16 protein-coding genes are annotated in these 25,058 nt (G+C 74.0%); 13 read left to right on the top strand and 3 right to left on the bottom strand.

Going from position 1 to position 25,058, the window contains the following annotated elements; all coding sequences use genetic code 11:
* Both ACU6P3_RS00530 and ACU6P3_RS00525 read right to left on the bottom strand, forming a co-directional pair.
* Entirely contained in the window at positions 1-930 is a 930-nt protein-coding gene (locus ACU6P3_RS00530; RefSeq protein WP_447195388.1) for an ABC transporter permease, read from the bottom strand.
* 4 nt (positions 931-934) lie between these two features.
* Complete coding sequence (locus ACU6P3_RS00525) at positions 935-2,539, bottom strand: ABC transporter substrate-binding protein (RefSeq protein WP_447195387.1); 1,605 nt, start codon at positions 2,537-2,539, stop codon at positions 935-937.
* A 300-nt stretch (positions 2,540-2,839) separates the two neighbouring features.
* On the opposite strand from ACU6P3_RS00525, the gene ACU6P3_RS00520 reads away from it, so the two are divergent.
* From ACU6P3_RS00520 to ACU6P3_RS00460, 13 genes are all read left to right on the top strand, one after another.
* Positions 2,840-4,306, top strand: coding sequence for a four-carbon acid sugar kinase family protein (locus ACU6P3_RS00520; RefSeq protein WP_447195386.1), 1,467 nt, complete (start codon positions 2,840-2,842; stop codon positions 4,304-4,306).
* Positions 4,303-5,352 carry a 4-hydroxythreonine-4-phosphate dehydrogenase PdxA gene (gene pdxA / locus ACU6P3_RS00515; protein WP_447195385.1) on the top strand — a complete coding sequence of 350 codons (1,050 nt, stop codon included), beginning with the start codon at positions 4,303-4,305 and terminating at the stop codon, positions 5,350-5,352. Before ACU6P3_RS00520 ends, pdxA begins: the two co-directional genes overlap by 4 nt.
* Before the next feature lie 55 nt (positions 5,353-5,407).
* On the top strand, positions 5,408-6,199 hold the full coding sequence (locus ACU6P3_RS00510; RefSeq protein ID WP_447195384.1) for a DeoR/GlpR family DNA-binding transcription regulator: 792 nt from the start codon (positions 5,408-5,410) through the stop codon (positions 6,197-6,199).
* 595 nt (positions 6,200-6,794) lie between these two features.
* Positions 6,795-8,888: an AfsR/SARP family transcriptional regulator gene (locus tag ACU6P3_RS00505; protein WP_447195383.1), complete on the top strand. Its 2,094-nt coding sequence runs from the start codon at positions 6,795-6,797 to the stop codon at positions 8,886-8,888.
* Between the two features lie 67 nt (positions 8,889-8,955).
* Positions 8,956-11,436 carry a TOMM precursor leader peptide-binding protein gene (locus tag ACU6P3_RS00500; RefSeq protein WP_447195382.1) on the top strand — a complete coding sequence of 827 codons (2,481 nt, stop codon included), beginning with the start codon at positions 8,956-8,958 and terminating at the stop codon, positions 11,434-11,436.
* Positions 11,437-11,596: 160 nt separating this feature from the next.
* Positions 11,597-13,687 carry a TOMM precursor leader peptide-binding protein gene (locus tag ACU6P3_RS00495; protein WP_447198163.1) on the top strand — a complete coding sequence of 697 codons (2,091 nt, stop codon included), beginning with the start codon at positions 11,597-11,599 and terminating at the stop codon, positions 13,685-13,687.
* A 69-nt stretch (positions 13,688-13,756) separates the two neighbouring features.
* Positions 13,757-15,457, top strand: coding sequence for a SagB/ThcOx family dehydrogenase (locus tag ACU6P3_RS00490; RefSeq protein WP_447195381.1), 1,701 nt, complete (start codon positions 13,757-13,759; stop codon positions 15,455-15,457).
* 140 nt (positions 15,458-15,597) lie between these two features.
* Positions 15,598-18,393, top strand: a complete 2,796-nt coding sequence (locus ACU6P3_RS00485; RefSeq protein ID WP_447198162.1) for a lantibiotic dehydratase — start codon at positions 15,598-15,600, stop codon at positions 18,391-18,393.
* A complete protein-coding gene (locus ACU6P3_RS00480) occupies positions 18,381-19,535 on the top strand; it encodes a lantibiotic dehydratase C-terminal domain-containing protein (RefSeq protein WP_344284450.1) in 1,155 nt (384 codons plus the stop codon). The genes ACU6P3_RS00485 and ACU6P3_RS00480 overlap by 13 nt, the downstream gene beginning before the upstream one ends.
* Positions 19,532-20,776, top strand: a complete 1,245-nt coding sequence (locus ACU6P3_RS00475; protein ID WP_447195380.1) for a metalloprotease — start codon at positions 19,532-19,534, stop codon at positions 20,774-20,776. The genes ACU6P3_RS00480 and ACU6P3_RS00475 overlap by 4 nt, the downstream gene beginning before the upstream one ends.
* Before the next feature lie 92 nt (positions 20,777-20,868).
* Positions 20,869-21,846, top strand: a complete 978-nt coding sequence (locus ACU6P3_RS00470) for an ABC transporter ATP-binding protein (RefSeq protein ID WP_344284456.1) — start codon at positions 20,869-20,871, stop codon at positions 21,844-21,846.
* Complete coding sequence (locus tag ACU6P3_RS00465; RefSeq protein ID WP_447195379.1) at positions 21,843-22,598, top strand: ABC transporter permease; 756 nt, start codon at positions 21,843-21,845, stop codon at positions 22,596-22,598. The genes ACU6P3_RS00470 and ACU6P3_RS00465 overlap by 4 nt, the downstream gene beginning before the upstream one ends.
* On the top strand, positions 22,595-24,577 hold the full coding sequence (locus ACU6P3_RS00460) for a TOMM precursor leader peptide-binding protein (protein WP_447195378.1): 1,983 nt from the start codon (positions 22,595-22,597) through the stop codon (positions 24,575-24,577). Before ACU6P3_RS00465 ends, ACU6P3_RS00460 begins: the two co-directional genes overlap by 4 nt.
* An 86-nt stretch (positions 24,578-24,663) precedes the next feature.
* On the opposite strand, the gene ACU6P3_RS00455 is transcribed toward ACU6P3_RS00460, so the two are convergent.
* Positions 24,664-24,840 carry a thiazolylpeptide-type bacteriocin gene (locus tag ACU6P3_RS00455; RefSeq protein WP_344284465.1) on the bottom strand — a complete coding sequence of 59 codons (177 nt, stop codon included), beginning with the start codon at positions 24,838-24,840 and terminating at the stop codon, positions 24,664-24,666.
* Between the last annotated feature and the right edge of the window lie 218 nt (positions 24,841-25,058).

The raw sequence follows: 25,058 nt of genomic DNA, 5'->3' as shown, positions 1-25,058 counted from the left end.
TCAGGCCGCCTTTCCCAGGCGTACCCGCGGATCGAGCAGCGGGTAGGCGAGGTCGACGAGGAGTTGGACGAGGATCGCGAGCGTCGCGGTCACCAGGACGGTGGCCTGGATGAGCGGGTAGTCACGGGTCTCCAGGGCGCGGACGACGAGTGAGCCGACCCCGGGCCAGCCGAAGACCACCTCCACCACGACGACACCGTTGAGCAGGGCGGCGAACCGGGTGCCGATCGCGGTGAGCAGCGGGACCCCCGAGTTGGCCAGGGCGTAGCGCCAGGTGAGGGTGGACTCGGAGAAGCCGCGTGAGCGGGCGACCGTGATGTACGGGGAGTTGAGCGCGGTGGTCATCTCGCGGCGCACCAGACGGGAGATCAGGGCCAGTTGGAGGATCGCGACCGTGACCGTCGGCAGGACCAGGCCGCTCCACGAGGTGAACCCGGAGGCGGGCAGCACCGGCAGGAGCACGGCGAAGACGGTCAGCAGCATTACCCCGGTCCAGAAGTCCGGCACGGACTGCCCGGCGACGGTGAGCACATTGGCGCCCAGCTCCCGCTTGGAGTCGGCGCGGCGCGCCATCCACACACCGAGCGGCACGGCCACCACGGCGGTCACGGCGATCGCCGAGACGGCGAGGGTGACGGTGTAGGGCAGCCGGTCCATCACGACGTCGAGCGCGGGCGCGTGGAACGAGTAGCTGGCGCCCAGATTCCCGCTCACCAGATCGCGCAGGTAGATCCCGTACTGCGTCAGCAGCGGCTCGTCCAGGCCGAACTGCGCCCGGATCCGCGCCAGATCGGCGCTCGTCGCGGTAGGGCCCGCGTACGCCGAGGCCGGATCGCCGGGCGCGAGCCGCACCAGCAGGAAGACGGTGGTCAGGGTGAGGAAGACCGTGAGCAGGCTCTGGCCGAGCCGCCGGGCGAGATACATCGGCATGGCGTCAGCCCTCCAGCCGGACGGCGGACAGGTCGTAGGAGTTCAGCGGCAGCAGCGCCAGGTCCCGTACCCGCTGCCTGCGGGCGAGCAGCGTCTTGGGGGCGAAGGCCCACAGGCTGGGCCAGGTGTCCCAGATCGCCCGCTGGACGGCCGCCAGCCGCCGGGCGCGCTCGGCGTCGTCCACCTCGGTCGCCGCGGCCGACAACTGCCGCTCGATCCGGGGCACGACATAGCCCATGAAGGCGTCCCGAGTGCGCTCCTTGGCCGGGGTCCCGCCGTACATGCCCTGGAGGGTGGTGAGCGCCTGGCCGGTGGGGCTGCCGTAGCCGTTGCCGATGACGTCCCAGTCGCCCGCCTTGCCCTGCCGCCAGGCGAGGATGTCCCCGCCGGGCTCGAACTGCTGGAGCGAGGCGCTCACGCCGATGTCCTTGAACATGTCCAGCACGGCCTCCATCACGGAGGCGTCGGCGGCGAACTCCCCGCTCTCCCAGATGACCTTGATCCGCAGGCGCTCGGCGCCCAGGGACCTCAGCAGGCCGCGGGCTCTGCCGGGGTCGTAGTCGTAGCGGCCGGTCCGCACGGCTCCTTCGAGCGCGAGCGGCACCACGCCGCCCGCCTCCTCCGCCGACCCGTTCAGCACGTCCCGTACGAGGGCGTCGCCGTCGATCGCGTGACTGAGCGCCTGCCGGACCCGGACGTCGGCGAGCGGATGGCCCTTCGGCTTGCGGAAGTTGTAGAAGAGCTGACACATGCGCACCCCCGGGGCCTCCTCGACCTCGACGCCCGGCAGGCCCGTGAGCTGCTCCGCGGAGTCGGGGGTGAGGGTGTCCACCACGTCCAGCTCGCCGCTGCGCAGCGCGACGACGCGGCCGGCCTCCTCGGGGACGAACCGCACCCGTACGGTCTCGGCCCGCGCCCGTGTGCCCCAGTAACGGGGGTTGCGGCCGAGCGTGTACTCGCCCGCGCCGCCGTTCGCCTTGAGCACCCGGTACGGGCCCGAACCCACGCCGCTCTGCAGCTCCTCCGGCCTGTTCGCGGCGGCCGGGGTGATGTGGATGTTGGCCATCAGCCGGTCGAGCACCGGTACCGGCTTGTCGGTGTGCAGCAGGAAAGTGCGGGGACCCGTCTGCTCGACCGCGGGCAGCTCCGGGAAGAGGCCGAGCAGGAAGGACCCGCTGACCTCGCCGTACATCCTGAGCGCCGTCGCGACGTCCGCCACGGTGACGGGGCTGCCGTCGGAGTAGCGCACGCCGTCGCGCAGCCGCACGCTCCAGGCGGTGGGAGCGGCCATCTCGAACCGGTCGGCGAGAACGAGCCGCGGCTTCATGCCGGGCCCGATCCGGGTGAGGGCCTGCCGGACCGCGCGCTGCACGGTGACGGCGGCGTCGAACTGGTTGAGCTTGTTGTCCAGGCTCACCAGGGACCGGTTCAGGCCGAGGGTGAGCGTGCCCGGGCCGGGTGCCCCGGTGGGGCCGGCACAGGCGGCCAGCGGGGTGAGGGCCAGGCCCGCGCCGCCGGCGACGGTGGCGCGCAGCAGCGAGCGGCGGCTGAGTGACGCGGGTGGGGCGGGGGAGGCGTCGAGGGGCGCGCTCCGGGGAGTAGGGGTCATCGTCGACCTTCTCGAGTTCTGGGAGGCGACCGGCTCGGGCCGCTGATGCCGGGGCCTTCCGGTCCGTCGGGTCCTTCCGGTCCTTTCGGGTCCTTCGGCCGGCCGGTCCGCCGGTCCGCCGGTCCGTCGTTCTGTCGGTCCGACGAGGGGCGTCCCGGATGTCCGGCATCAGCAGGTGTCGCGCCGCACAAGGTGGCATGATTGCGTGTTCCGCGCAAGAGGTCTCGCGCACTTCGCGCAACATGTGTCATCATCAGGCACCGAAGCGGCCCGCCCCGGGCCGTCCCAAGGGAGGTGCCCGTGCTCCTCGATCCCTCTGGCGGGCATGATCCGACCGCCGTTCTCGCCCTCGCGGACGATCTGTCCGGCGCGGCCGAGACCGCGGTGGCGCTGCTCCTCCCCGGCCGGATCGTCCTCGGCCCCGGCGACGCCGCGCCGCCCCCGGCGGGCGAAGCGCTCGTCCTGGACCTCGACACGCGTCAACTGCCGGGTGACGAGGCCGCCCGGGTCGTCCGCACGGCCCTGCGCGACGTCCGCGCCGGGACGGTACTGATCAAGAAGACGGACTCCCTGCTGCGCGGCAACCTCGCCGCCGAGGCCCTCGCCTACGCCGAGGGCGCCGAGGGGCTGGTGATCGCCCCCGCCCTGCCGGCGGCCGGCCGCACCGTCCGCGACGGCGTCGTCCACCTCCACGGCGCGCCCCTGCACACGACCGACGCCTGGCGGGCGGAACCGCGGCCCGCGCCACGCTCGGTGGCCGAGGCGCTCGGCCCGCTGGCCACGGCGCCCGTGCCGCTCGCGGTGGTGCGGGGGAGCGGCGACGACCTCACCGAGCGGCTCCGCCGGCTCCTGGCGGCGGGCACGCATCCCGTGTGCGACGCGGAGACGGACGCCGACCTGGACGCGATCGCCGCCGCCGCGCTGCGCCTGGGGCCCGGCGTACGACTCCTCGGTACGGGCGGCCTCGCCGCCGCGCTGGGGCGGCTGGTCGGCCGGCCGGACGGTGTGCCGGGGCCCCGACCGGACGAGACGCCACCGTACGGTGCTGACGCCGCGTCACCCGACGTGGCCCGGAACGTGTCCGAGCGCGTCGGAACGGACCGACGGAGGGACGCGACGGACCGTCCGCTGCTCGTCGTGGTCGGTACCGCGGAACCCGGCGCCGTTGCGCAGATCGCGCAACTCACGGCCGCAGGAGCCCGGCACACCGTGCTGTCCCCCGAACTCCTCGCCCGGCCCGGCGAGACGGTGCCGCTCGCCACGGAGCGGGAGGGCGTCACCGTCGTCAGCATCGACACAGCCGAGGGCATCCGGCACGGCGCGGCCCGCCGGACGGCGGCCGGGCTCGGCCGGGCCGTCGCAGCCCTGGCGCACCCCGCCGACCTCGTCCTGACCGGCGGTGAGACCGCCCGCCGGGTCCTGGACTCGCTCGGCATCGGTGAACTCCGGCCCGTGGGGCAGATCCACCACGGCGCCGTGCACAGCCGCACCCCTGACGGACGCTCCGTCGTCACCCGCCCCGGCAGCTACGGCGACACCTGGTCGCTGCTGCGGATCGCCCGGGCGCTCAGGCCCGGGCACGGCCCCCTCATGGCATCGCGAGCGCCGGCCGACCCGGTGGGCGGGACGGCCACGGCGGAGCGGACCGCGACCGTCACGGCGGATCCGGCCGCGACTCCTGCGGCGGACCCGGCCGGGACCACGACGACGAACTCCGCACCCGCCCCTTTCGCACCTCATCCCGCACCGCAAGGAGAAGTCCTGTGAACGCAGTCCCGTCGACCGCCCCGGCGCACGCGAGCGACGCCGCCGCACGGCCGCTCCCGATCATCGCGGTCACCATGGGCGACGGCGCCGGCATCGGCCCCGAGGTGATCGTCCCGGCGCTGCTCCACCCCGACACCGTCGGCCGCTGCCGCCCCGTCGTCATCGGTGACGCCGAACGCCTGCGCCAGGCCGCCCGCATCCTCGGCGTCAGCTGCTCGATCGTGACCGTGGACGGCCCCGCGGACGCCGAGTTCACCCCCGGCCGCATCAACGTCGTCGACCTCGGACTGCTCCCCGCGGACCTGCCCTGGGGCGAACTGTCCGCCGTCGCGGGCGACGCGGCGTACCAGTACGTACGCGTCGCCGCCGACCTCGCCGTACGCGGGGAGGTGCACGGCATCTGCACCGCCCCCCTCAACAAGGAGGCCCTGCACGCCGGGGGCCACCTCTACCCCGGACACACCGAACTCCTCGCCCACCTCACCGGCGTCGAGGAGGTCTCGATGATGCTCTCCACCCCCAAGGTGAAGGTCATTCACGTCACCACCCACATCGGGCTGATCGACGCCGTGCGCCGCATCGAGCCGGGACTGGTCGAGCGGACCGTGCGCCGCGGCCACGAGGCCATGGTGCGCGCCGGGGTCGAGCGCCCGGTGATCGGGGTGTGCGGGATCAACCCGCACGCCGGGGAGAACGGCCTGTTCGGCTATGGCGAGGAGGAGGAGAAGATCGTCCCGGCCGTGGCGGCCCTGCGCGCCGACGGCATCGACGCCGTCGGACCGCTCCCCGCCGACACCGCCTTCTTCCTCGCCGCGCGCGGCGACTACGACCTGATCGTCGCGATGTACCACGACCAGGGCCACGGACCGGTCAAGGTGATGGGGATCGAGGCCGGCGTCAATCTCACCGTGGGGCTGCCGGTCATCCGTACCTCGGTCGATCACGGCACGGCCTTCGACATCGCGGGGACCGGCCGGGCCGAGCCCGGTAGCATGGTCGAGGCGTTGCGCCAGGCCGCCGAGATGTCGACCGCTCCGGCCCGTTGACCGCCGGGCCGTCAGCACGAAGGACGAGAAGATCACGACTGAGGACACAGGACAGATGCCTGCGATCGGCTCGAAGGCCCGGCGCGACCGTATCGTCCATCTCGCGACGACCACCGGTCTCGCCAGCGTCGAGGAGCTGTCCCAGCTCTTCGGGGTGACGGCGTCCACGATCCGCCGCGACCTCGCGAAGCTGACCAGCGACGGGCGGCTCGCCCGCACCTACGGTGGCGCCATGGCGCTGGCCGCCCACCCCGAGGCGTCGCTGCGGCAGCGGACGGGCGAGGCGTTCGAGGCCAAGCAGGCCATCGCGCGCTGGGCGGCGGCAGAGGTCCGGCCGGGGGAGACGCTGCTGCTGGACGCCGGTTCCACGGTGGGGGCGCTGGCGCACGAACTGCGCTCGGCGAAGGACATCACGGTGGCCACCACAGGCCTGACCGCCCTTCAGGAACTGTCCGACATCGAGTCCGTGCACGTCGAATGTCTCGGCGGGACCCTGCGCCCCCTCAGCCAAGGGTTCGTGGGGCCGCTGACCGAAGCGGCCCTGGAACGGCTCACGTTCGACAGGCTGTTCCTCGGGACCGACGGGGTCTCGCCCGAACTCGGCATCTGCGAGGCCGACCTGCGCCAGACGCGGCTCAAGGAACTCATGGCGCGCCGCGCCGACCGGGTGTACGTCCTGGCGCACGCGGCGAAGCTGGGCCGGCACCCGTTCCACACCTGGACACCGCTGCGGCCCGACTGGACGCTGGTGACCGACGACGAGGCGGACCCGCGCATCGTGGACGGGCTGCGCTCCCGCGGCCTGACGGTGGTCCAGGCGAAGCCGGAGCGCCACACGGGAGACTGACCGCCGCCCCGCCTTCGGTGGGCGGTCGCGACGGGGGCGGAGGGGATCGACCGGGCAGGGCCCGGCGGAGCGCGGGCTCCGCCGGGCCCTCTTTCCATGGCGAGTTGGCGCCACCGGTGTCCGTGGCGGCTCCGTGCCGAGTCCGGTGCCGCGCCGTGTGCCGTGCCCCTGAAGTCCGTGCCCGCGCCGGGCCACCGACGGGACATTTCCGGCCGGATGCCATCGGCTTGAATACTTCTTGACCTTGGGGTCGACTTTCCTGCGCCGAGTTACTAGCATTTCCGACGAGCGCTCGGCGCTGCCATTGAAAAAGCGTGTCACGTGATATTTGTCGTCCATTCATGTGCTGGTAATGTGCGGTCGATTCGTGGGTATCCGGTCGGGTCATGTGCGTCGAGCCCGGCCAAGAGTATGTGGTGCCTTGCGAGTTGTGCATACGGGGGAGAAGGAATCCAGTGCGGCCTGGCAGAGGTCTGTACCAGAGAAATAAATCCGTCCTTTTCGTTTTTCGGGGCTCCGAAGCCATGATGTGCCTGCGGTTCGGCACTTTCATGAGCCGCAGATCCGGGCTCTGAATCAAGGGGGGCGGATTCGCGTGCGTTTCCAGTTGCTGGGTCCCTTGACCCTCGCGGAGGGCCGCGAAACGGTCGTCCTCAAACCGTCCAAACCGACCAGCCTGCTGGCGGCTCTGCTGCTGCACCCCGGAACGGTCGTACCGACCGGACATCTGCTGCGGGTGCTGTGGGACGAGAGCCCGCCGACCACGGCCAGGGCGGCGCTGCAGAGCTGTGTGCTCCGGCTCCGACGCCTCTTCGGCACATACGGTGCCGGCGGTGACCTCATCGAGGCGGTGCCCGGCGGGTACCGGATGAACGCGGACGCCGACACGCTCGATCTCGTACGCTTCCGCGCGCTGGTGCGCGGCGCGGACGGCACGGGGGACGTCGAGGGCGAGCTCTACCGGCTCAAGGAGGCGCTGACGCTGTGGCAGGGGCCGTTGCTGGCGAACGTACCGTCCGCGCTGCTGCACCGTGACGAGGTGCCCGGCCTGACGGAGGAGCGGCTGCGCGCGCTCGAACGCGCCTGTGACATCGAACTCGCCCTCGGTCTGTGCCGCCAGGTACTGGTGGACCTGTGGGAGACGGCGCGAAGACATCCCGGGCGGGAACGGTTCTCCGAACAGCTCATCGAAGCCCTGTACCGCACCGGCCGTCAGTCCGAGGCCCTCGCGGAGTACCGCTCCGTGAAGGAACGCCTGAAGGAGGAACTGGGGATCGATCCCGGCCCCGGCCTCCAGCGGCTGGAACTCGCCATCCTGCGCGGCGACGGGCTCGGCCCGCCGGCCGTCGACCGTGCGACACCCTTGCCGGGCGCCACCACGACGCGACTCGCCCCGCCCGGGACACGGGAACTGGGATCGGGCGCCGCGCCGCACTCCGTGCCGAAGGCGCTCACCGCAGGCCCGCCCGCCCCGGCCCGGCGCACGGACCGGGCGGGTGCCGACGGCCTGGCTCCCGCCCGGACGTCCCCCGGGACCGTGTCCCCCACGTCCCCTGGGCCGGCCGACGAGATCACCGCCTTCGCGCCACGAACTCCGGCGGACGGGCCCGCCGAGCCACCCGCACCGGCTGTCCCGGGCCGAACTCGGCCTCGCCTGCCAGGTGCTGACGGGGCACCCGGGGGTGCACCGACCTCGGCGGTCCGTCCCGTCGCCCCGGCGCCGCCGGCATTCCTGTCGGCCGATCGGCCACCCGCGCCCGCGGTGCCGTGCTTCGCCGGACGCTCGCGGGAGCGGGCCGCACTCGGGGACCGCCTCGCCTCCGGGGCCCAGGGTGTGCTGGTGATCGTCTCCGGCGCACCGGGCATCGGGAAGACGGCCCTGGCCCTCCAGACGGCCCACGACGTCCAAGGCGCCTTTCCCGGCGGGGTGTTCACGCCGGCCATGACGCGCCCCGACGGATCCGCGCGCGAGCCGGCCGAGATCCGGACGGAGCTGCCCCCGCCCGGGACCGGCGGCGGGCGGTCCCTGATCGTCCTCGACGACGTCACCGGCGCCGACCAGGTGCGTCCGCTGCTGCCGGCGACGGCCGACAGCGCCGTCGTCATCACGAGCAGACGCGGGCTGGCCGGGCTCGTGGCCACCCACGGGGGCAGCGTGCACCGGCTGGACGTGCTCGCCCCCGAGGAGTCGCAGGCGGTACTGGCGGCGGCCCTCGGCCCCGAACGGGTGGCCGCGGAGCCCGCCGCCGCCCGCGAACTCGCCGAGGTCTGCGGCCACTTCCCGCTCGGACTGCGGATCGCCGCGGCCCGGCTGCTCATCCGCCCCGGGCTGCGGATCGGTGACTGCGCGGCGTGGCTGGCCGAGGATCCCACCGCCCGGCTCTCGCTCGCGGACGATCCACGGCTGTCCGTACCGCACGTGTTCGGCGACGCTCTACGCCGCCTGGAACCCCACCGGCAGGACGTCTTCCGCCAACTCGGGGAGCTGGAAGGGCTGCTGGTCACGCCCCGAGCCCTCGGAGACCCGGCGCGGGCCGAGGAGGCACTGGAACGGCTCGCCGACGCGGGGCTGCTCGAAGAAGGGCCTCCCGGCCCGTACCGCATCCACGCACTGCTGAAAATCTACGCGCGTCGGCAGGCGCGCGACGCGCCCGAGGCCCACCGGCGCACGGCGCGCGCACGCCACTGACGGGCGAAGACCGAACCTTCGAACGACCCGGCCACCTTGACCCAAGCATCCAGGGGTGTCATCACACATGGGCTCAGCGACCTACGAAGCCGTTGCGGCGACCCGTCCCCGCATCCGCAGGGACGTCCTGTTCACCGAAACAGCGGACGGAGTGCTGTTCCACAATGCCGACGGGGGGTTCCAGCTGACCGCCAAGTCCGCCTACCGTTTCGCCACCCTGATCGTCCCGCACCTCACGGGAGACCACTCCGTCGCCGAGATCTGCGACGGCCTCGGCGACCGGCAGCGGGCCATGGTCGGCGAGCTGGTGAACAGCCTCTACGAGCGGGAATTCGCCCGCGCCGTCCCGCCGGGCGGCGACGGGGCCGGGGCCGGCGGCGCGGCCGGGCCGGAGGCCGCCCTGGCGCCGGACACCGCCCGGCGCTACGCCCCGCAGATCGCCTACGCCGACCACTACGCGGACGACGCCGAGGCCCGCTTCGCACGGTTCCGCACCGCGCGGGTCGCCGTGGCCGGTGACGACCTCGTCGCCCGCTGGTGCGCCCTCAGCCTTGTCCGCAACGGCTGCGCCACCATCGGCCTGATGACCGGGCTCGACGCGGGGAGCACGGCGGCCATCGAGGCCGAGGCACGCGAAGCGGAGTCCGACGGCTGCCCCGTGGACCTTCCGCGGATCCCCTCCGACTCCCCCCGACGCGCCCTGACCTGGGCGGACTTCGACGCGTACGACATCGTCGTGGTGACCGGGGGAGCGTCGGCCCCCGGCCGGCTGTTCCCCCTCCTGCGGGCCGGGGTCCCCGAGGGCCGGACGCTGCTGCCCGCCTGGTCCTACGACGGGCAGGCCGTCGTGGGCCCGCTCATGGCGCCCGGTACCGTCGGCTGCTGGGCCTGCGCCGCGCTGCGCGTCGGTTCGCACGGCGAAGCGGCGGCCGCCGCGGACCTCTGGAGCGCTCTGGCGCTGCCCGGCGTGCCCCCGGTCGGCGAGCCGCCGAGCGGCCCCCTCTCAGCCATGATCGGCAACCTGCTGGGGTACGAGGTCTTCCGGCTCACCACCGGTGCCCTGCCGGCCGAGACCGAGGGCCGGCTGGTCATCCAGGACCTGAAGTCCCTCGACGTCACCTCCGAGCCGCTGCTGCCGCACCCCCGCTGCCCGTTCTGCGGCTCGGCGGGCGAACCGGGCGGCGAGGGCGGACCCGGCGGCCCGGGCGGCGCGCGAGCGACGGCCTCGGAGCGCGCGCCTGAGGACGCTGCCGCCCCCGGCACGGGCCCTGGCGTGGGTCACGGAGTGCACGACGGCACGGTCGCGGACGCGGATCCTGACCCGCTCGGAGACGCTCCCGGCGCGGACCATGGCGCGGACAGCGGCGTGGGTGAGCGGGTGGACGTCGGTGTGGACCTCACGACCGCCGGGAGCACCGGGCCGCGCCCGCCGACCGTGGCCACCGCCCGCGAGGCCGACGCCATCGTGGCGGAACTGGGCCGCCGGTCCGTCCTGGTCGCTCCCCGGGCCGGGGTCTTCACCCGATTCGCGGACGAGTCGCTCACCCAGCTGCCCCTCAAGGCGTCCCTCGTCGAATTCACCGTCGGGCACGGCGCGTCCCGCCGGGTCGCGGCCGTCGACGTGCACCACGTGGCGGGGGCCCGGCTGCGGGCGCTGGACGCGGCGGCCGAGGTGTACGCCGAGCACGTCGCGTCCCCGCGCGGGCTGGTGACGTCACGCCGGCTGCGCGCGTCGCGGTCGGCTCCCCGTACGGTACGGCCCGGCGCGCTCGCCCTCGCGGCCGGAACGGGGGCCACGGAGGAGCAGGTGACGGCCTGGACCGGGGCCGCGTCGCTGATCGACGGGGCGCGGGTACTGGTACCGGCCGGGGCGGCACGCACCTTCGGCCCGCACAACGCGGACCGGTTGTTCGAGCCGTCGCGCGCCGGGGTCGGCGCCGGGGCCACGCCCGCCGACGCGGCGGCCGACGGGCTGCTGTCCGCCCTCGCGTACGACGCGCTGTGCCGGACACTGCGGGGTGGCGCGGCGCGGCGGGTGGATCCCGCGGCGTTCACCGACGGTCCCGCCGCCGACGCCGAACTCACCTTCCTCCTGCGCTCGGCCGCCGTTCTCGAGGTCGACCTGGAACTGCTCGACCTGGGCGAGGCCGACCGCTCCGGGGTGCACGTCATGCTCGCCCGTGGCGCGGGCGGCTGGGCCATCGGCAGCGAGACCGGCCGGCTGAGCGCCGCCGCGGCAGCGGTACGCGACCTGCTCGGCCGGGTGCAGCTCGACCGGGAGGGCCTCGCGGAGCCGTTCGACACCGGAGACCCGCTGCTGCGCGACCTGGACGCGGGCACCGTCGACGTCGTCGCGCCCGGGACCGTGCCGGACACCTGGGAGGGCACGGACCGCGCCGCGACACCCTGGGCCGAGGTGCTCGACCGGCTCCGGGGCGCGGGGCGCGACGCCTTCGTGGTGCGCACCGGCGGCGCCGACCTGGCCACCGCCGGGATCAGCACCGCCCGGGTGCTTCTCACGGTGACGGAGACCTCCCGTGGTGTCTGACACGTGCCACGCCCCCTCACCGGGCGAGTCTCCGGGCGGCTTCTCCGGCCGGGCGGGCGCCACCGGCGCCACGGACCCGCGCGGCGTCATGAACCCCGCCGACCGGATCGGTCCCGTCGGCCCGGCGGATCGCGTCGCCCCGGTGGGCCCGGCAGCCCTCATGGACCCGGCCGACCCGGTGCATCCCGCCCATGTCGCGGGGAGCCGCCTGGCCGCACTGCTGGGGCGGACTCTCGCGGACCTCGGCGGTCCGGCGCTGAGCGTCAACGCCCTCGGCACCCGCGACGCGTTCCGTACGCCCGGCGACGGGAGCGGGCACGGCCCGGGCGGGGAACCGGCGCGGCCGGTGGGGACCGCCGTGCGCGGAGAGCCGCGGACCGACGGGCGCCCGGGCGACGAGCGCGTCCGGCCTCCGCGACAGGCGAGCGTGCCCCTGCACGTGTACGGCGCTCACGCCGTCGTCGGGCCGCTGCCGGGCACCGACGGCACGGACACCTCCGCCTGCTCCCGCTGCCTGGCCCGCCGATGGCAGGCCGTACGGTCCGTGGCGTTGCGCGACGCCCTGGAGCTGGGCGGCCGGACCCGGTCCGCGGGGGAGTGGCCCTACGCCACCCCGTTCGCCGCCGACGCCGTCGCCGCGCTCGCCACCGCCCTGCGCCGGCACACCCCGGCCCCGGCCGGGCCGTTCCCGGAGATCCGGCTGGTGGACCTGCGCACGCTGTCGGTCCGCCGCTACCCCCTGGTGCCCGACCCCGAATGCCCCGACTGCGCCACCCCCGCGACCGACAGCGCCGAGGCCGCCGCCCTCACCCTGCCGCCCGCCCCCAAACACCGCCCCGGCACTTTCCGGGTGCGCCCCGTCGAGTCGTACGCCATCGAGGTCGCCGCGTTCGCCAACCCGGTGTGCGGAGCGCTGGGCCCCTCCGTCGTCCACGACGTCTCCTCCACCACCACTTCGGCGACCATCGGCTGCTTCTCGATGCGTTCGGGGAGCTACCTGCGCGAGACGTTCTGGGGCGGCCACGCCGACACCTTCGGTCACAGCGACCGGATCGGCGTGCTCGAAGGGATGGAGCGGTACGCCGGGATGCGGGCCCGCGCGCGGACCACCGGTGTCATCGGCACCCTCGACGAGTTCGGCGGCGACGCCGTCGACCCACGTCGGGTGGGCCTGTACACGGACGACTTTTACCACGCCAACCCGCACGTACGGCCCTTCGCCCCCGACCGCCCCATCCCCTGGGTGTGGGGCTACTCGCTGCGCGACGGCAGGCCGCGGCTGGTGCCCGAGGTGCTGACGTACTACCACGCGCCCGGTCTGGAGAACCGCTTCGTCCAGGAGAGCTCCAACGGCTGTGCCTCCGGGGGGAGTCCGGCGGAAGCCGTCTACTTCGGTCTGATGGAGGTCATCGAGCGCGACGCCTTCCTGCTCGCCTGGTACGGACAGCAGCCCCTGCCCGAGATCGACCCGGCCACCAGCACCCGGCCCGCCACCCGGCACATGGTCGACCGGCTCGCCATGTACGGCTACCGCGCACGGTTCTTCGACACCCGCATCACCTTCCCCGTCCCCGTGGTCACGGCCGTGGCGGAGCGTTTCGACGGCGGCCTCGGCCGGATGTGCTTCGGGGCGGGCGCGGGGCTCGACCCCGAGTCGGCGCTCGACTCGGCGCTCTGCGAGATCGCCACGGACGCCGTGAACCTCCCGGGCCGGACAGAACGGGATGAACCACGACTGCGCGCCATGGCACGGGACTTCGACCGGGTCACCGCCCTCCACGACCACCCCCTGGTCTACGGCATCCCGGAGATGGGCGAGCACGCGGCGTTCCTGCTCGGCGGCGGCGCCGGACCACACCGTTCGGGTACCGGACCACACCGTCCGGGCGCCGGGGAACACCGGCGTACGACCACGGCGGCCCTGCGGACGGTGGGGGAACTCGGCTGGCCCGACGCCTCCGGTGCCCCGGCGTCCCCGGACCTCCGGGAGGACCTGCTGCGCTGTGTCGCCGCGGTGACGGACGCCGGCTTCGACGTCGTCGTGGTGGACCAGACGACGCCGGAACAGGAAGTGCTGGGGCTGCACACCGTCAGTGTGCTCGTCCCCGGTCTCCTGCCCATCGACTTCGGCTGGTCCCGGCAGCGCGCACGCACCATGCCCCGGCTGCGCACGGCCTTGCGCGCGGCGGGGCTGCGGGACCACGACCTGACGCCGGAGGAGATCAATCCGGCGCCCCACCCCTTCCCATGACGTCCCATGACGACCTCAGCGGCCCGACACACGTCCGAGACCTCACCGTCCAGCAGAGAGGAAAGCCCCGTGGGCTACGCCCATGACTACGCGTCCGCGATCATGCACCGCGGCCGGGTCCCGATGGAGCCCGTCGATTTCGTTCCCGACTGGGCGGACCGGCCGAGGAAGACGAAGTTCTACCCCGGCGTCGAGTCGTTCCCGCTGCCGGACACCGGGTTCCCCGCCACGGCCACCGTGGCCGCCGGGTGTCTGCCCGCCGCGCGGCGGGAGCCGGGCCCGTTCACGCTGGACGCGCTCTCCGGGATGCTGCGGGACTCCTACGGGCTGACCGGGCGCCGGCTCGGGGTCCAGGCCAACACCGACCTCGCCGCCCTGCCGCACTATCCGCAGGCCAACTGGTCCCGAGGCACCGCCTCGGGCGGCGGACTGTATCCGGTCAGCGTCTACTGGGTCTCCGGCCCCGGCGGGCCGCTCGTCCCGGGGGTGCACTACTACTCGGCGCCGCACCACGCCATGCAGCGCCTGCTCGCGGGGGACGTCACCGCGCAGGTGCGCGCGGCGCTCGGCGGGGCGGTACCCGGCGCGGACCACGACCAGTTCCTGGTCCTCGGCATCAAGTACTGGCAGAACGCGTTCAAGTACAACAGCTTCTCCTTCCACGCCGTCAGCATGGATCTCGGCGCGCTCGTCCAGACCTGGCGCATCTGGGCGCACTCGCGCGGCCTGGCACTCGAACCGGCGCTGTGGTTCGAGGAGCGCAGGCTCAGCCACCTGCTGGGGGTGGACGACGAGGAGGAGGGGATCTTCGCCGTCGTCCCGCTGGCCTGGGAGAGCGCCGGGCCGGCCGCCGGGCACACGGCGAAGGAACCGGCCGGCGGGAGCCGGGGCGGCGGGTCCGCCGCCGGGCCGCGGTCCGACCCGCCCGCCCCGGCCCCCGCGCCGCCCGCACCGGGCCCCGCCGTCCGGCACACCGACTCCGAACGCTCACGTACCGTCCTGCGGTTCGAGACCCTGCGGCGCATCCACGACGCGACGGCCCGGGACGCCGCGGACCGGCCCGCCCCCGGCGCCCTGGAACAGGCCGCGGCCGTTGCGCGCGCCGCCACCGGCACACCCGTACCGCTGCCCGAACCCGCGCTGCCCCCGGTGACCGTACGGACCGCCCTGCGCGAACGCCGCAGCAGCTTCGGCCGCTTCGACGCGAGCCGTCCCGTGACCCCCACGCAACTGGCCGCCATGCTGAGCGCCTGCGCCCGCGTGTCGCTGGGCGGCGACGCGGAGCCGTCCGCCGGGGCCGGGGGACCCGACGGGCCGCGGGCACCTCGCCTGCTCACGCTGTACGCCTTCGTCAACCATGTCGAGGGCGTCGCACCGGGCGCCTACGCCTACGACCCGGACACCGGCGCGCTCGGCCCGGTGGTGCCGGGCGCGCCGGGCCCGTTCCTCCAGCGCAACTACTTCCTGTCCAACTACAACCTGGAGCAGGCCGGCGTCGTGGTCGTCCCCACCATCCGCGTGGACGCCGTCCTGGACGCCGTGGGGGACCGCGGCTACCGGCTGGTCAACGCCACCGTCGGGGCCGTCGCCCAGACCTTCTACACCACCGCCGCCGCGCTCGGTCTCGGCGCCGGCGTCGCCCTGGGCTTCGACAACATCTCCTACATCGAGGAACTCGGCCTCGACGCCACCGGTGAGAAACCCCTGCTGATCATGTTGCTCGGCCATGAGCGGCCGGACCCCGCCGACTTCCGCTACGAGATCGTCTGACCCGGGACGGGGCATCCGCGATGACACCGGACACACACACGACAACGGATACACGTACGCGCCCGGGCCTGGACGCGGTCGCGAACGACGAAGCGGCCGAGAGCGCCACGGAACGCGTCCACGAGCCCGGCCGACGGTTCATGCTGCGCGTCGCGGGCCTTCCCGTCGAATCCGTCCAGGCGCTGCGCCACCCGGCCGGCCGCCGCTGGGCGGACGACGTCCTGGCCGCCGAGGAACGGCTGCGGACCGGCGCGGACGGACTCAGCGACCTCCTGCACGAGGCCGTACGCGCCACCGACCTCTCCCCGGCCGGCCCCGGAGGGGCGCAGCGCCGTGCCCTGCTCGCCCTGCGCCGCCAGATCTTCAACAACCGGCTGCCCACCGACCCCGAGGCCGCCCTGCGGCTGGTCGCCGGGCTCGGCCCGGACACGGCGCGGCGGCTCGCCGACTGGCTCCGGGACCGGCGCGACCTGGAGGAACTGCGGGCCGGGGGCGAGCCCCTGCTCGCCGCCGGACTCGCCGCCACGCGTGCCGCGCTGCGCGGACTGCTGACCGAGGATCGGCTGCGCCGGGGGCTGCTGCTGGCCTCCCCGACGCTGGAAGGACAGCTCGACACCTATGCCGCCAAGGCCGCGGCCGGGACGGCCCCCGACAAGCGGATGCGCAAGATCGAGCGGTCGGCCCTGTCGTACCTCTACCGGACGGCGTGCAAGACCAGCCCGTTCAGCACGTTCACCGGGATCGCCGCCGGGGTGTTCGACGAGCACGGCCCCGAAGACCTCGCCGACGCGGCCCCGGTGGCCGGCGTCGACGACCGCTGGTCGAGCCATGTCCGCCTCAACGTCGTCGTACTGGCCAGGTTCACCGAACTCGTCCTCGCCGACCCCGCCCGGCGCGGCGACCTGCCCGTACGCCCGGCGTCGGGCTGGGAACACGAGAACGACCGGATCCGGTACGTCCGTCAGTGGGCCGTCACCGGCGACGACGCGGCGGCGGTCACCTTCGACGCGGTCAAGGACCGGCTGTTCTACCTGCGCCGCAGCGGGACGCTGGACCGGCTCCTCTCGCTGTTCGACGGGCGCGACGACCTGCGCTACGGCGATCTGGTGCGGTGGCTGCGCACCGAGCACGACGCCGAACCCGAGGAGTGCGAGACCTACGTGGCGGCGCTGCTCCAGCTCGGACTGGTCCGGGTGGACTGCCTGGACACCGACGTGCACAGCCCCGATCCGCTGCGGTCCTACCGCGACGCGCTCGGCGAACTCGGACGCCCCTGGGCCGACGGCCTGGCCGCCGCCCTGGAAGGTCCCGCGCGGGCCGTCGAGCGCTACGCGTCCGCCGACCGGGCGGAGCGGGCCGGGCTGTTGCGCGAACTGCGGGCCGGGCTGAGCGACGCGCAGCGGCTCCTGCTGCCCGCCGGCCACGGCGGCGCGGACGGCGAACGGGCGGCGACGCTGCCGCGGACCCTGCTGTACGAGGACGTCCGCGCCGGCCGGGAGGTGACCTGCCGCCTCGGCGCGTGGACCGGGGCCGACGGCTGGGCGGGGACCGGCAGTGGGGCGGGGGACGACGGCGGGGCGCTGCGCCGCGTCGAGTCCATCCTTCCCGCCTTCGACCTGACGCTGCCCCAACGCATCACCTTCCAGGGCTTCTTCACCGCCCGGTACGGCCGGGGCGGACGGTGCGACGACCTCCTGGGGCTCGTCCACGACTTCCACGAGGACTTCTTCGACCAGTACCTCTCCTTCGCCGGCAAACGCCGCCCGTTCGACGAACGGGGCGACTACGTGCCGGAGGAGAACTGGCTCGGCCTGCCGGGGATCCGTGCCCTGGACGCGGCCCGGCAGGCGTTCATCGCCCGGATGCGCCGGGCGTGGGCGGCCCGGACCGAGCACGGCCCGGCGGAGCCGATCCGGCTCGACGACGCGGATCTGGCCCCCGTGGCGGACGCGCTCGCCCCGCTGGCCGGACACTTCGTCCCCCGGACCCATCACATCCAACTGGCCCACGACAACGGCGCCCGGCTGACCGTGCTCAACCGTTCCTACGGCGGACTGTCCTTCCCCTTCAGCCGGTTCACCCACGTGTACGACTCGACCGGACCCGGCGGGTCCCCCGAACCGTTCTCCCGGGCACTGCGCGAGGACGCCGCCGCCCGTACCCCCGACGGCGCCGTCCTGGCCGAGATCACCGGGGGAGCGGTCACCAGCAACCTCAACCTGCACGGCAGGCTCACCGAGTACGAGATCGTCTGCCCCGGTGAGGTCAGCACCGTCCCCGAGGACCGGCGCCTCCACCTCGACGACCTCTACGCCGAGCACGACGCGGACGCCGACCGCCTGGTCCTGCGCTCCGAGCGGCTGGGCGGCACCGAGGTCGTCCCCGCCTACCTCGGCTACCTCGTGCCGCTCGCGCTGCCCGAGATACCGCGCACCCTGCTGCTGATGTCCCCCACGTCGATGTCCCCGGTCGACGTGTGGGCCGGCGTGCCCGAGGGGGAGCCCGCGGCCGGGGTGACCGCACGGCCCCGGGTGCTGTACGGCGACGTCGTCCTCAGCCGCCGGAGCTGGACCACCACGGCAGGTGTCCTGCCCGCTCCCGGGCCGGGGACGGGCGAACACGAGCGCTTCCTCGCCTGGCAGCGTTTCCGCCGTACGCACGGGCTGCCCGACCAGGTCTTCGCCACGGTGTCCGGCGGGCCCCGGGGCGGGGCGGGCGCCAAGCCCCAGTACGTGGACTTCGACAGCCCGCTCTCCCTCTCCGCCTTCGAGGCGCTGCTCACCCGCCCGGACGACCGGGTCGTCCTGCGGGAGGCGCTCCCCGGCGCGGACGGTCCGTACGTCCGGACCGCACGCGGCCGCCATGTCGCCGAGCTGGCCGTGGAGACCTTCACCTGGACCCGACGGACGAAGGGCGTACCGACATGTCAGAGCTGATACCCGAGCGGGCCACGGGCCCGGACAGGGCTTCCCGGGCCACGGCGGCCGGCCCCGCCCCCGCCACCGGCGCCGCTCCCGGCACGAGCCCCGGGCCCGTGCCGGGGGAGTGGCAGGCCCTGCACATCTTCTACGCCGCCAACCCGCAGCCCCTGCTGGTCACGTGCCTCCGCCCCCTGATCGCGGAGCTGACCGCCGATGGCCTGCTGGCCGGGCACTTCTTCATCAACTACTGGCTGGAAGGGCCGCACGTCCGCCTCCGGCTCCGCCCCGCCGACGCAGCGGCCACCGATGAGGTCCGACGGCGCGCGGAGGCGGCCGTCAGAGGCTTCCTGCGGGCCCGGCCGGCGCTGTACGAGGTCGACTCCGGCTTCCTCAACGAGTTCTACAACAAACTCTTCGAGATCGAGTTCCCGGAGGGTGACCGGGGCGCGTTCATGACCCCGGACGGCCGGATGAACCTGCGGCCCAACAACTCCTTCTCGTACGAACCCTACGAACCCGAGTACGGCAAGTACGGCGGGCCGGCCGGGGTCGCGCTCGCCGAGTGGCACTTCGCCCACTCCAGCGACCTCGTCATGGACGCCCTGCGGACGATGAACCTCCATCTGCGGACCGTCCTGCTCGGCACCTCGGCCCAGCTCATGATGGTCATGGCGAGCTGCTTCCTGCCCGGCCGGCGGGAACTCGCCGACTACCTGGACCGGTACTACGAGTTCTGGCACACCGCGTTCCCCGGCACGGGCTTCATCGGCTCGAAGGAGTACGACAAGAACTACACGGAGCTGGCCCCCGGCCTCGGCCGCCGCTTCGACGGCATCCGGCGGGCCGTGCGCACCGGAGCGATGGACCGGCTGCCCGTCTTCCTGCGCGGCTGGGCCGCACACTGCCTCGAACTCCGGGCGCGGGCCGAGGACCTGGCCGTCCGGGGGGAGCTGGTCTTCCGCTCCTGGGACGGCACCCGGGACGAGCGGGTGAGCGACCCCGCCGTGGCGCTGCCGCTGCTCCTCTCGCCGTACATGCACATGACGAACAACCGGCTGCACGTGACCATCCGCGACGAGGCGTACCTCGCCCATGTACTCGGCCGGGTGCTGCGCGAGGACGCCACGGGCTCGCCGGAACCGGCGGCGGCCCCATGACCGCGACCCCCGCCGGACCGGATGTCCCCGCCGGCCCCGCGGAACAGGACGCCACGGCCGGACCAGGCACTCCCGTCGGCCGCGGCACCACCACCGCCCCGGACGGCGCCGCCGCGCCCGGGGACTTCCTCTCCCACCGGCCCGCGCTGCGCCCGGACGTCCTGCTGAGCCCCGCCCTGCTGCACGGCCCCGCCACCGTGCACCTGGTCAAGGATCCGGTCGGGGGCGGCTCCTTCGAGGTCGGGGCGAAGGAACACTTCCTGATGCGCCGGCTGGACGGGACCCGCCGCCTCGCGGAGATCGGCGAGGAGTACGGCCACGCCTTCGGCAAACGCCTGGCCGAGGCCCACTGGCGGCAGCTCCTCCGACTTCTCGGCGCCCGTGGGCTGCTGGCGGGCGGCCCGGCCACGCCGCCGACCACACCGGTCCGGTCCGGCAGCCCTTCCGGCGCCATGCTCCGGGGCACCGTGCTGCGCGGCACCCTGCGGCTGGTTGCCGACGCGAACGCCACCACCGGCCGGCTGCACCGGCTCCTGCGCCCCGTCCTGCGCCCCGCCGTGCTCCTGCCGGCGGCCGCGCTCACGGTGGCCATGGAGGTCCTGCTCGCCGCACGCCTGCCCGAATTGGGCCGCGACACCTGGTGGCTGCTGCGGCATCCCGTTCCGCTGCTCGCCGTCTGCACTCTGCTGTGGCTCAGCACGGCGCTGCACGAGCTGGCCCACGGAGTCGCCGCCCGCCACCACGGGGGAACCGTCGGTGAGATCGGACTGCGCTGGCGGCTGCCCGCAGCCGTGATGTACTGCACTGTCGACAACTACCGCTTTCTCCGGACGCGTTGGCACCAGCTGGCCGTCGCGGGCGCGGGTGCCTTCGCCAACCTGCTGTTCCTGCTGCCGTTCCTGGCCTGGTGGGCGGCGCTGCCGCCCGGCGACCCTACCCGCCGGGTGCTCTCCGCCCTGTTGCTCCTCGGCAGTGTGCAGGCCCTGGTCAACCTGGTTCCGCTGCCCCCGCTGGACGGCTACACGATGCTCGGGCACGCCCTGCGCGTCATCCGGCTCGCCCCGGAGAGCGGACGGTACCTGCGACTCCGCGTGCGCGACCGCCCGGCCGCCGCCCGCTACCCGCGCAGGGCGCGGCGGATCTACGTGTCGTACGCGCTGGGCTCGGCGCTGCTCGTCCTGCTGATCCTGGCGGCGACGACAGCCCTGGCGGTGGTCCTCACCGGCCTGCTCGTCGCCTGACGCACCCGCCCACCCGATCCCCGACACAGCCACAGCCACAGCCACCCACGACACCCGATGTCCCACACCCGATCCGAGGGGTACAGAACCACATGAGCGAGGCCAGGAGCACGGCGTTCGCGCCGCACGAGGAAGCCGCCGACGCGGCGATCGTCATCGAGGAGGTGCGCAAGCGGTACGGAGACCACCAGGCGGTCGACGGGGTGTCACTTCAGGTGCGCCGGGGGGAGTTCTTCGGCCTCCTCGGCCCCAACGGCGCGGGCAAGACCACCCTCGTCGAGATGATGGAAGGGCTGCGCCGGGCGGACTCGGGTACCGTCACCGTGCTCGGGCAGTCCCCCTGGCCGCGGAACGTGGCCCTGCTGCCGAGGCTGGGCGTACAGACCCAGACCTCCGCCTTCTTCGTACGCCAGACGGCGCGGGAACACCTCCGCACGGTCGCCGCCCTGTACGGGGCGGGCCGCGACGACGCCGACCGCACCCTGGCAGACGTCGGGCTCGACGGGCAGCGCGACGTCATGGTCGAGAACCTCTCCGGCGGCCAGCGCCAGCGGCTGGCGATCGCCTCGGCCCTGGTCCACGGGCCCGAACTGATCTTCCTGGACGAGCCCACCGCCGCCCTGGACCCGCAGGCCCGCCGCGATCTGTGGGACGTGCTGAGAGAGTTGAAGAGCGCGGGCCGCACCATCGTCTACACCACGCACCACCTGGACGAGGCCGAGGCGCTGTGCGACCGGGTGGCCATCCTCGTCGCGGGGTCGGTCGCCGCGCTGGACTCCCCGCACCACCTGGTGAGCGCCGCCGCGGCGCCCACCCGGGTGCTGCTCCCCGTCGAACGGCTGAGCCGCGAGGAGGCCGCGGCCATGGCCGGGGTCGACCGGGTCACCGTGCAGGGCGGCTCCCTCGTTCTGGAGACCGCGACGTCGGGGAAGGTGCTCCAGGCGCTCGACGCGCTCACGGGCCTCGACGGCGTCCAGACCCGTACGGCCACCCTCGAGGACGTCTACCTCGAACTCACCGGCGCCCGCCACGGCGACCAGCACGACCACGACACGGAGCGGCAGGCATGAGCGCGTACACGGCACTGACAGGAGCCGGCTTCCGGGCCCAGGTCCGGGACAAGGCCACTCTCTTCTTCACCTTCGCCTTCCCGCTGCTCTTCCTGATCGTCTTCGGACTGATCTTCCGGGGACAGGAAGTGCCGGAGACCGGGCGCCCCTACATCTCGTACATCGCGCCGGGCGTCATGTCCTGGGGCGTGGCCAACGCCGCCGTGTTCGGCGTCGCGTTCACCCTGATGCAGTGGCGCCGCGACGACCTGCTGCGGCTCATCAGGATGACGCCGGCCCGGCTCCCGGCCGTCCTGGCGGCCCGCTACGTCATCGCCCTCGTGGTGGGAGCCGTCCAGGCCGTGGTGTTCCTCGCGGTCGCGATGCTGCCGCTGTTCGGTCTCCGGCTGGACGGCCGGTGGCCGCTGGCGCTGCCCGTGCTCGTGCTCGGCATCACCGCGTTCCTGGCCATCGGCGTCGTGATCGGTTCGTACGCCAACACCCCTGAGGCGGTCGCCGCCATAGCCAACTGCCTGATGGTGCCGATGGCGTTCCTCTCCGGCTCGTTCCTGCCGCTCGACATGATGCCGTCATGGCTCCAGAGCATCTCCCGGGTACTGCCGCTGCGCTATCTCAACGACGCGATGTCCTCGGCACTCGCGGGACGCGGCGGACCGGGCGACATCGCCCTGGGCTGCGCGGGACTCGCCGTGTTCACCGTCCTGTTCGGGGCGATCGCCCTGAAGACGTTCCGCTGGAGCAACACGACATGACGACGACAGAGACCGACCGGGTGCCCACCGGCCCGGCCGGAGCGGCCGACGGGACACCGCTGGCGGCGGCCCGCGACCGGCTCCAGCGGGCCCTGACGGACCTGCTCGCGCCCGGTCCCGCCCCCACCGTGGTCCCCCTCGGCGCCGGCGACGTGCTCGGCCGGCCGGATGCCGACCCCTTCGCCGCGCTGCGCCCCTCGGCGGACGTCCACCTCACCGCCCGGGCCGTCCTGGTGGGGCCGTGGGGCGGGGAGAGAGCCGTGCGCGCCTGCGGCCGGTGCCTGGCCATGCGCTGGCAGCGGCTGCGGACCCGTACCGAGCGGGACGCGCTGGAGACCGGCGTGCGCACCTCGGCGATCGGCCACTGGCCCCCGCTCCCCGTGTACGCCGTCGACGCCGTGCACGCCCTGTACGGCGCCGTGATCCTCGCGGACACGGCGCTGCCCCCGGGGCCCGGCGCGGCGGACCGGCGCCTGAGCCAGGTCTCCCGGCTCGATCTCGAGACCCTGACCGTCCGGACGTTCCCGCTGCTCGCCGACCCGCTCTGCCCGCACTGCGGACCGCGCGGCGCGGACCGGCCGGACGCGGCGCGACTGACACCGCGCAGCCGGCCGAAACCGACCCCGGACACCTACCGGCTGCGCCCGGCGTCCGCGTACCCCCTGCCGGTGAAGGCCCTCGCCAACCCCGTCTGCGGCGTGCTCGGTGCGGGAACCTGGATCAATGTCACCTCGCCCACCACGGCCCCGGTCGCGGGCAGCGTCTTCATGCGCGGCTACGCGGGACTGACGGACGTCACCTGGAGCGGCCAGGCGAGCGGCTTCGACGCCAGCCGCGACCTGGCGTTCCTGGAGGGGCTGGAGCGGTACGCGGGCACCCACCGGCGCACCGGCACCACCGCGCTCACCGCCTCGTACCACGAGCTGAAGGCCGGTCCGCACGCGGTCCTCGACCCCGCCGACTGCGGGTTCTACGCGCCCGAGACCTACCGCGACGACCCCATGGTCAGCCCCTTCGACCCCGACCGGCCGATCCCCTGGCTGTGGGGCCACTCCCTGCGCGACGAGCGCCCCGTACTCGTGCCGGCCCGGCTCGTCCACTACAGCGCGGGCCTCGCCTCGGACAACTTCGTCTTCGAGTGCTCCAACGGCTGTGCCACCGGCGGCTGTGCGGAGGAGGCCATCCTCGGCGGCCTCCTCGAACTCATCGAGCGTGACGCCTTCCTGCTCGCCTGGTACGGGGGCACACCGCTCACCGAGATCGCCCTGGACTCCGTGACCGACCCCACCGTGCGCACCATGGTCGACCGGGCCGCCCTCCAAGGCTATGACGTGCACGCCTTCGACAACCGGATCGACCTGAGCGTCCCGGTCGTCACCGGCCTCGCGGTACGGCGCGACGGCGGCCCCGGCACCTTCTCCTTCGGGGCGGGCGCCGCCCTGGACCCCGGGGCGGCCCTGGAGGCGGCCCTCTCCGAGGTCCTCACCTACATCCCGCACCTCCCCCGGCAGGTCGAGGAGCGCCGCGCCGAACTGGAGGCGATGGCGGACGACTTCGGGAAAGTGCGCCATCTCAAGGACCACGCCCAGCTCTACGGGCTTCCCCGGATGTCAGAACACGTCCGTACCTACCGGGAACCGTCGGCCGTCCGCCCGTTCGCCGACGTCTACCGGACGTGGGAGGAGCGGGACCGCCCCCGGACGGGCGACCTCCGTGACGACGTCGCCTACTGCCGCGACCAGCTCGTCGGGGCGGGGCACGACGTCCTCGTCGTCGACCAGACCACACCCGAGCAGCGCCACATCGGTCTGCGCACGGTCTGCGCGATCGTCCCGGGCCTGCTGCCCATCGACTTCGGCTGGTCACGCCAGCGGGCCCCGCGGATGCCGCGGCTGCGGACGGCCGCGTACCGGGCGGGGCTGCGCACCCGGGAGCTGACCGAGCGGGAGATCCGGCGCGTGCCACACCCCTTCCCGTAGCCTCGAGGGGCGTAGAAGCGCCAGGCGGGCGGCACACCGGGGGAAGCCCCGGGGTGCCGCCCGCCCGGCGTGCGCGGTGCGGAGGATCAGGCGCTGCAGGAGGTGGTGCTGGTGGTGGAGGAGCACGTCGAGGTGGAGCTGCAGCTCGTGGAGCCCGCGAGCACGACCTCGCTGGCGTCCGAGTAGTCCGAGATCTCGAAGGTCTCCGACTCGAGCTCCATGATCTCGTCGGCGAGGGAGGCGAGCGCGGTCTTGTCAGCCATGGTGACTCCTTCTGGGAGCACGGCCCCCGGGGCGTTCCCGGTGGTCCGTGGTGCGCCAGGCCATTGCAGCGGACCGCGCCGACGGATCGGCCGGTCTTCCACTGACGGCCCGTGTCAGCGATTTGTAGGCCACCCCCCGGGCCGGTGCCGCACGATGGCGCCGTGAGCACCCTCGCGCAGCCGGACCCCGGCGCTCAGGACCCGGGACCGCATACGAA

The organism is Streptomyces hebeiensis, assembly GCF_052983195.1.
This window is presented reverse-complemented; position numbering and strand designations above follow the sequence as displayed.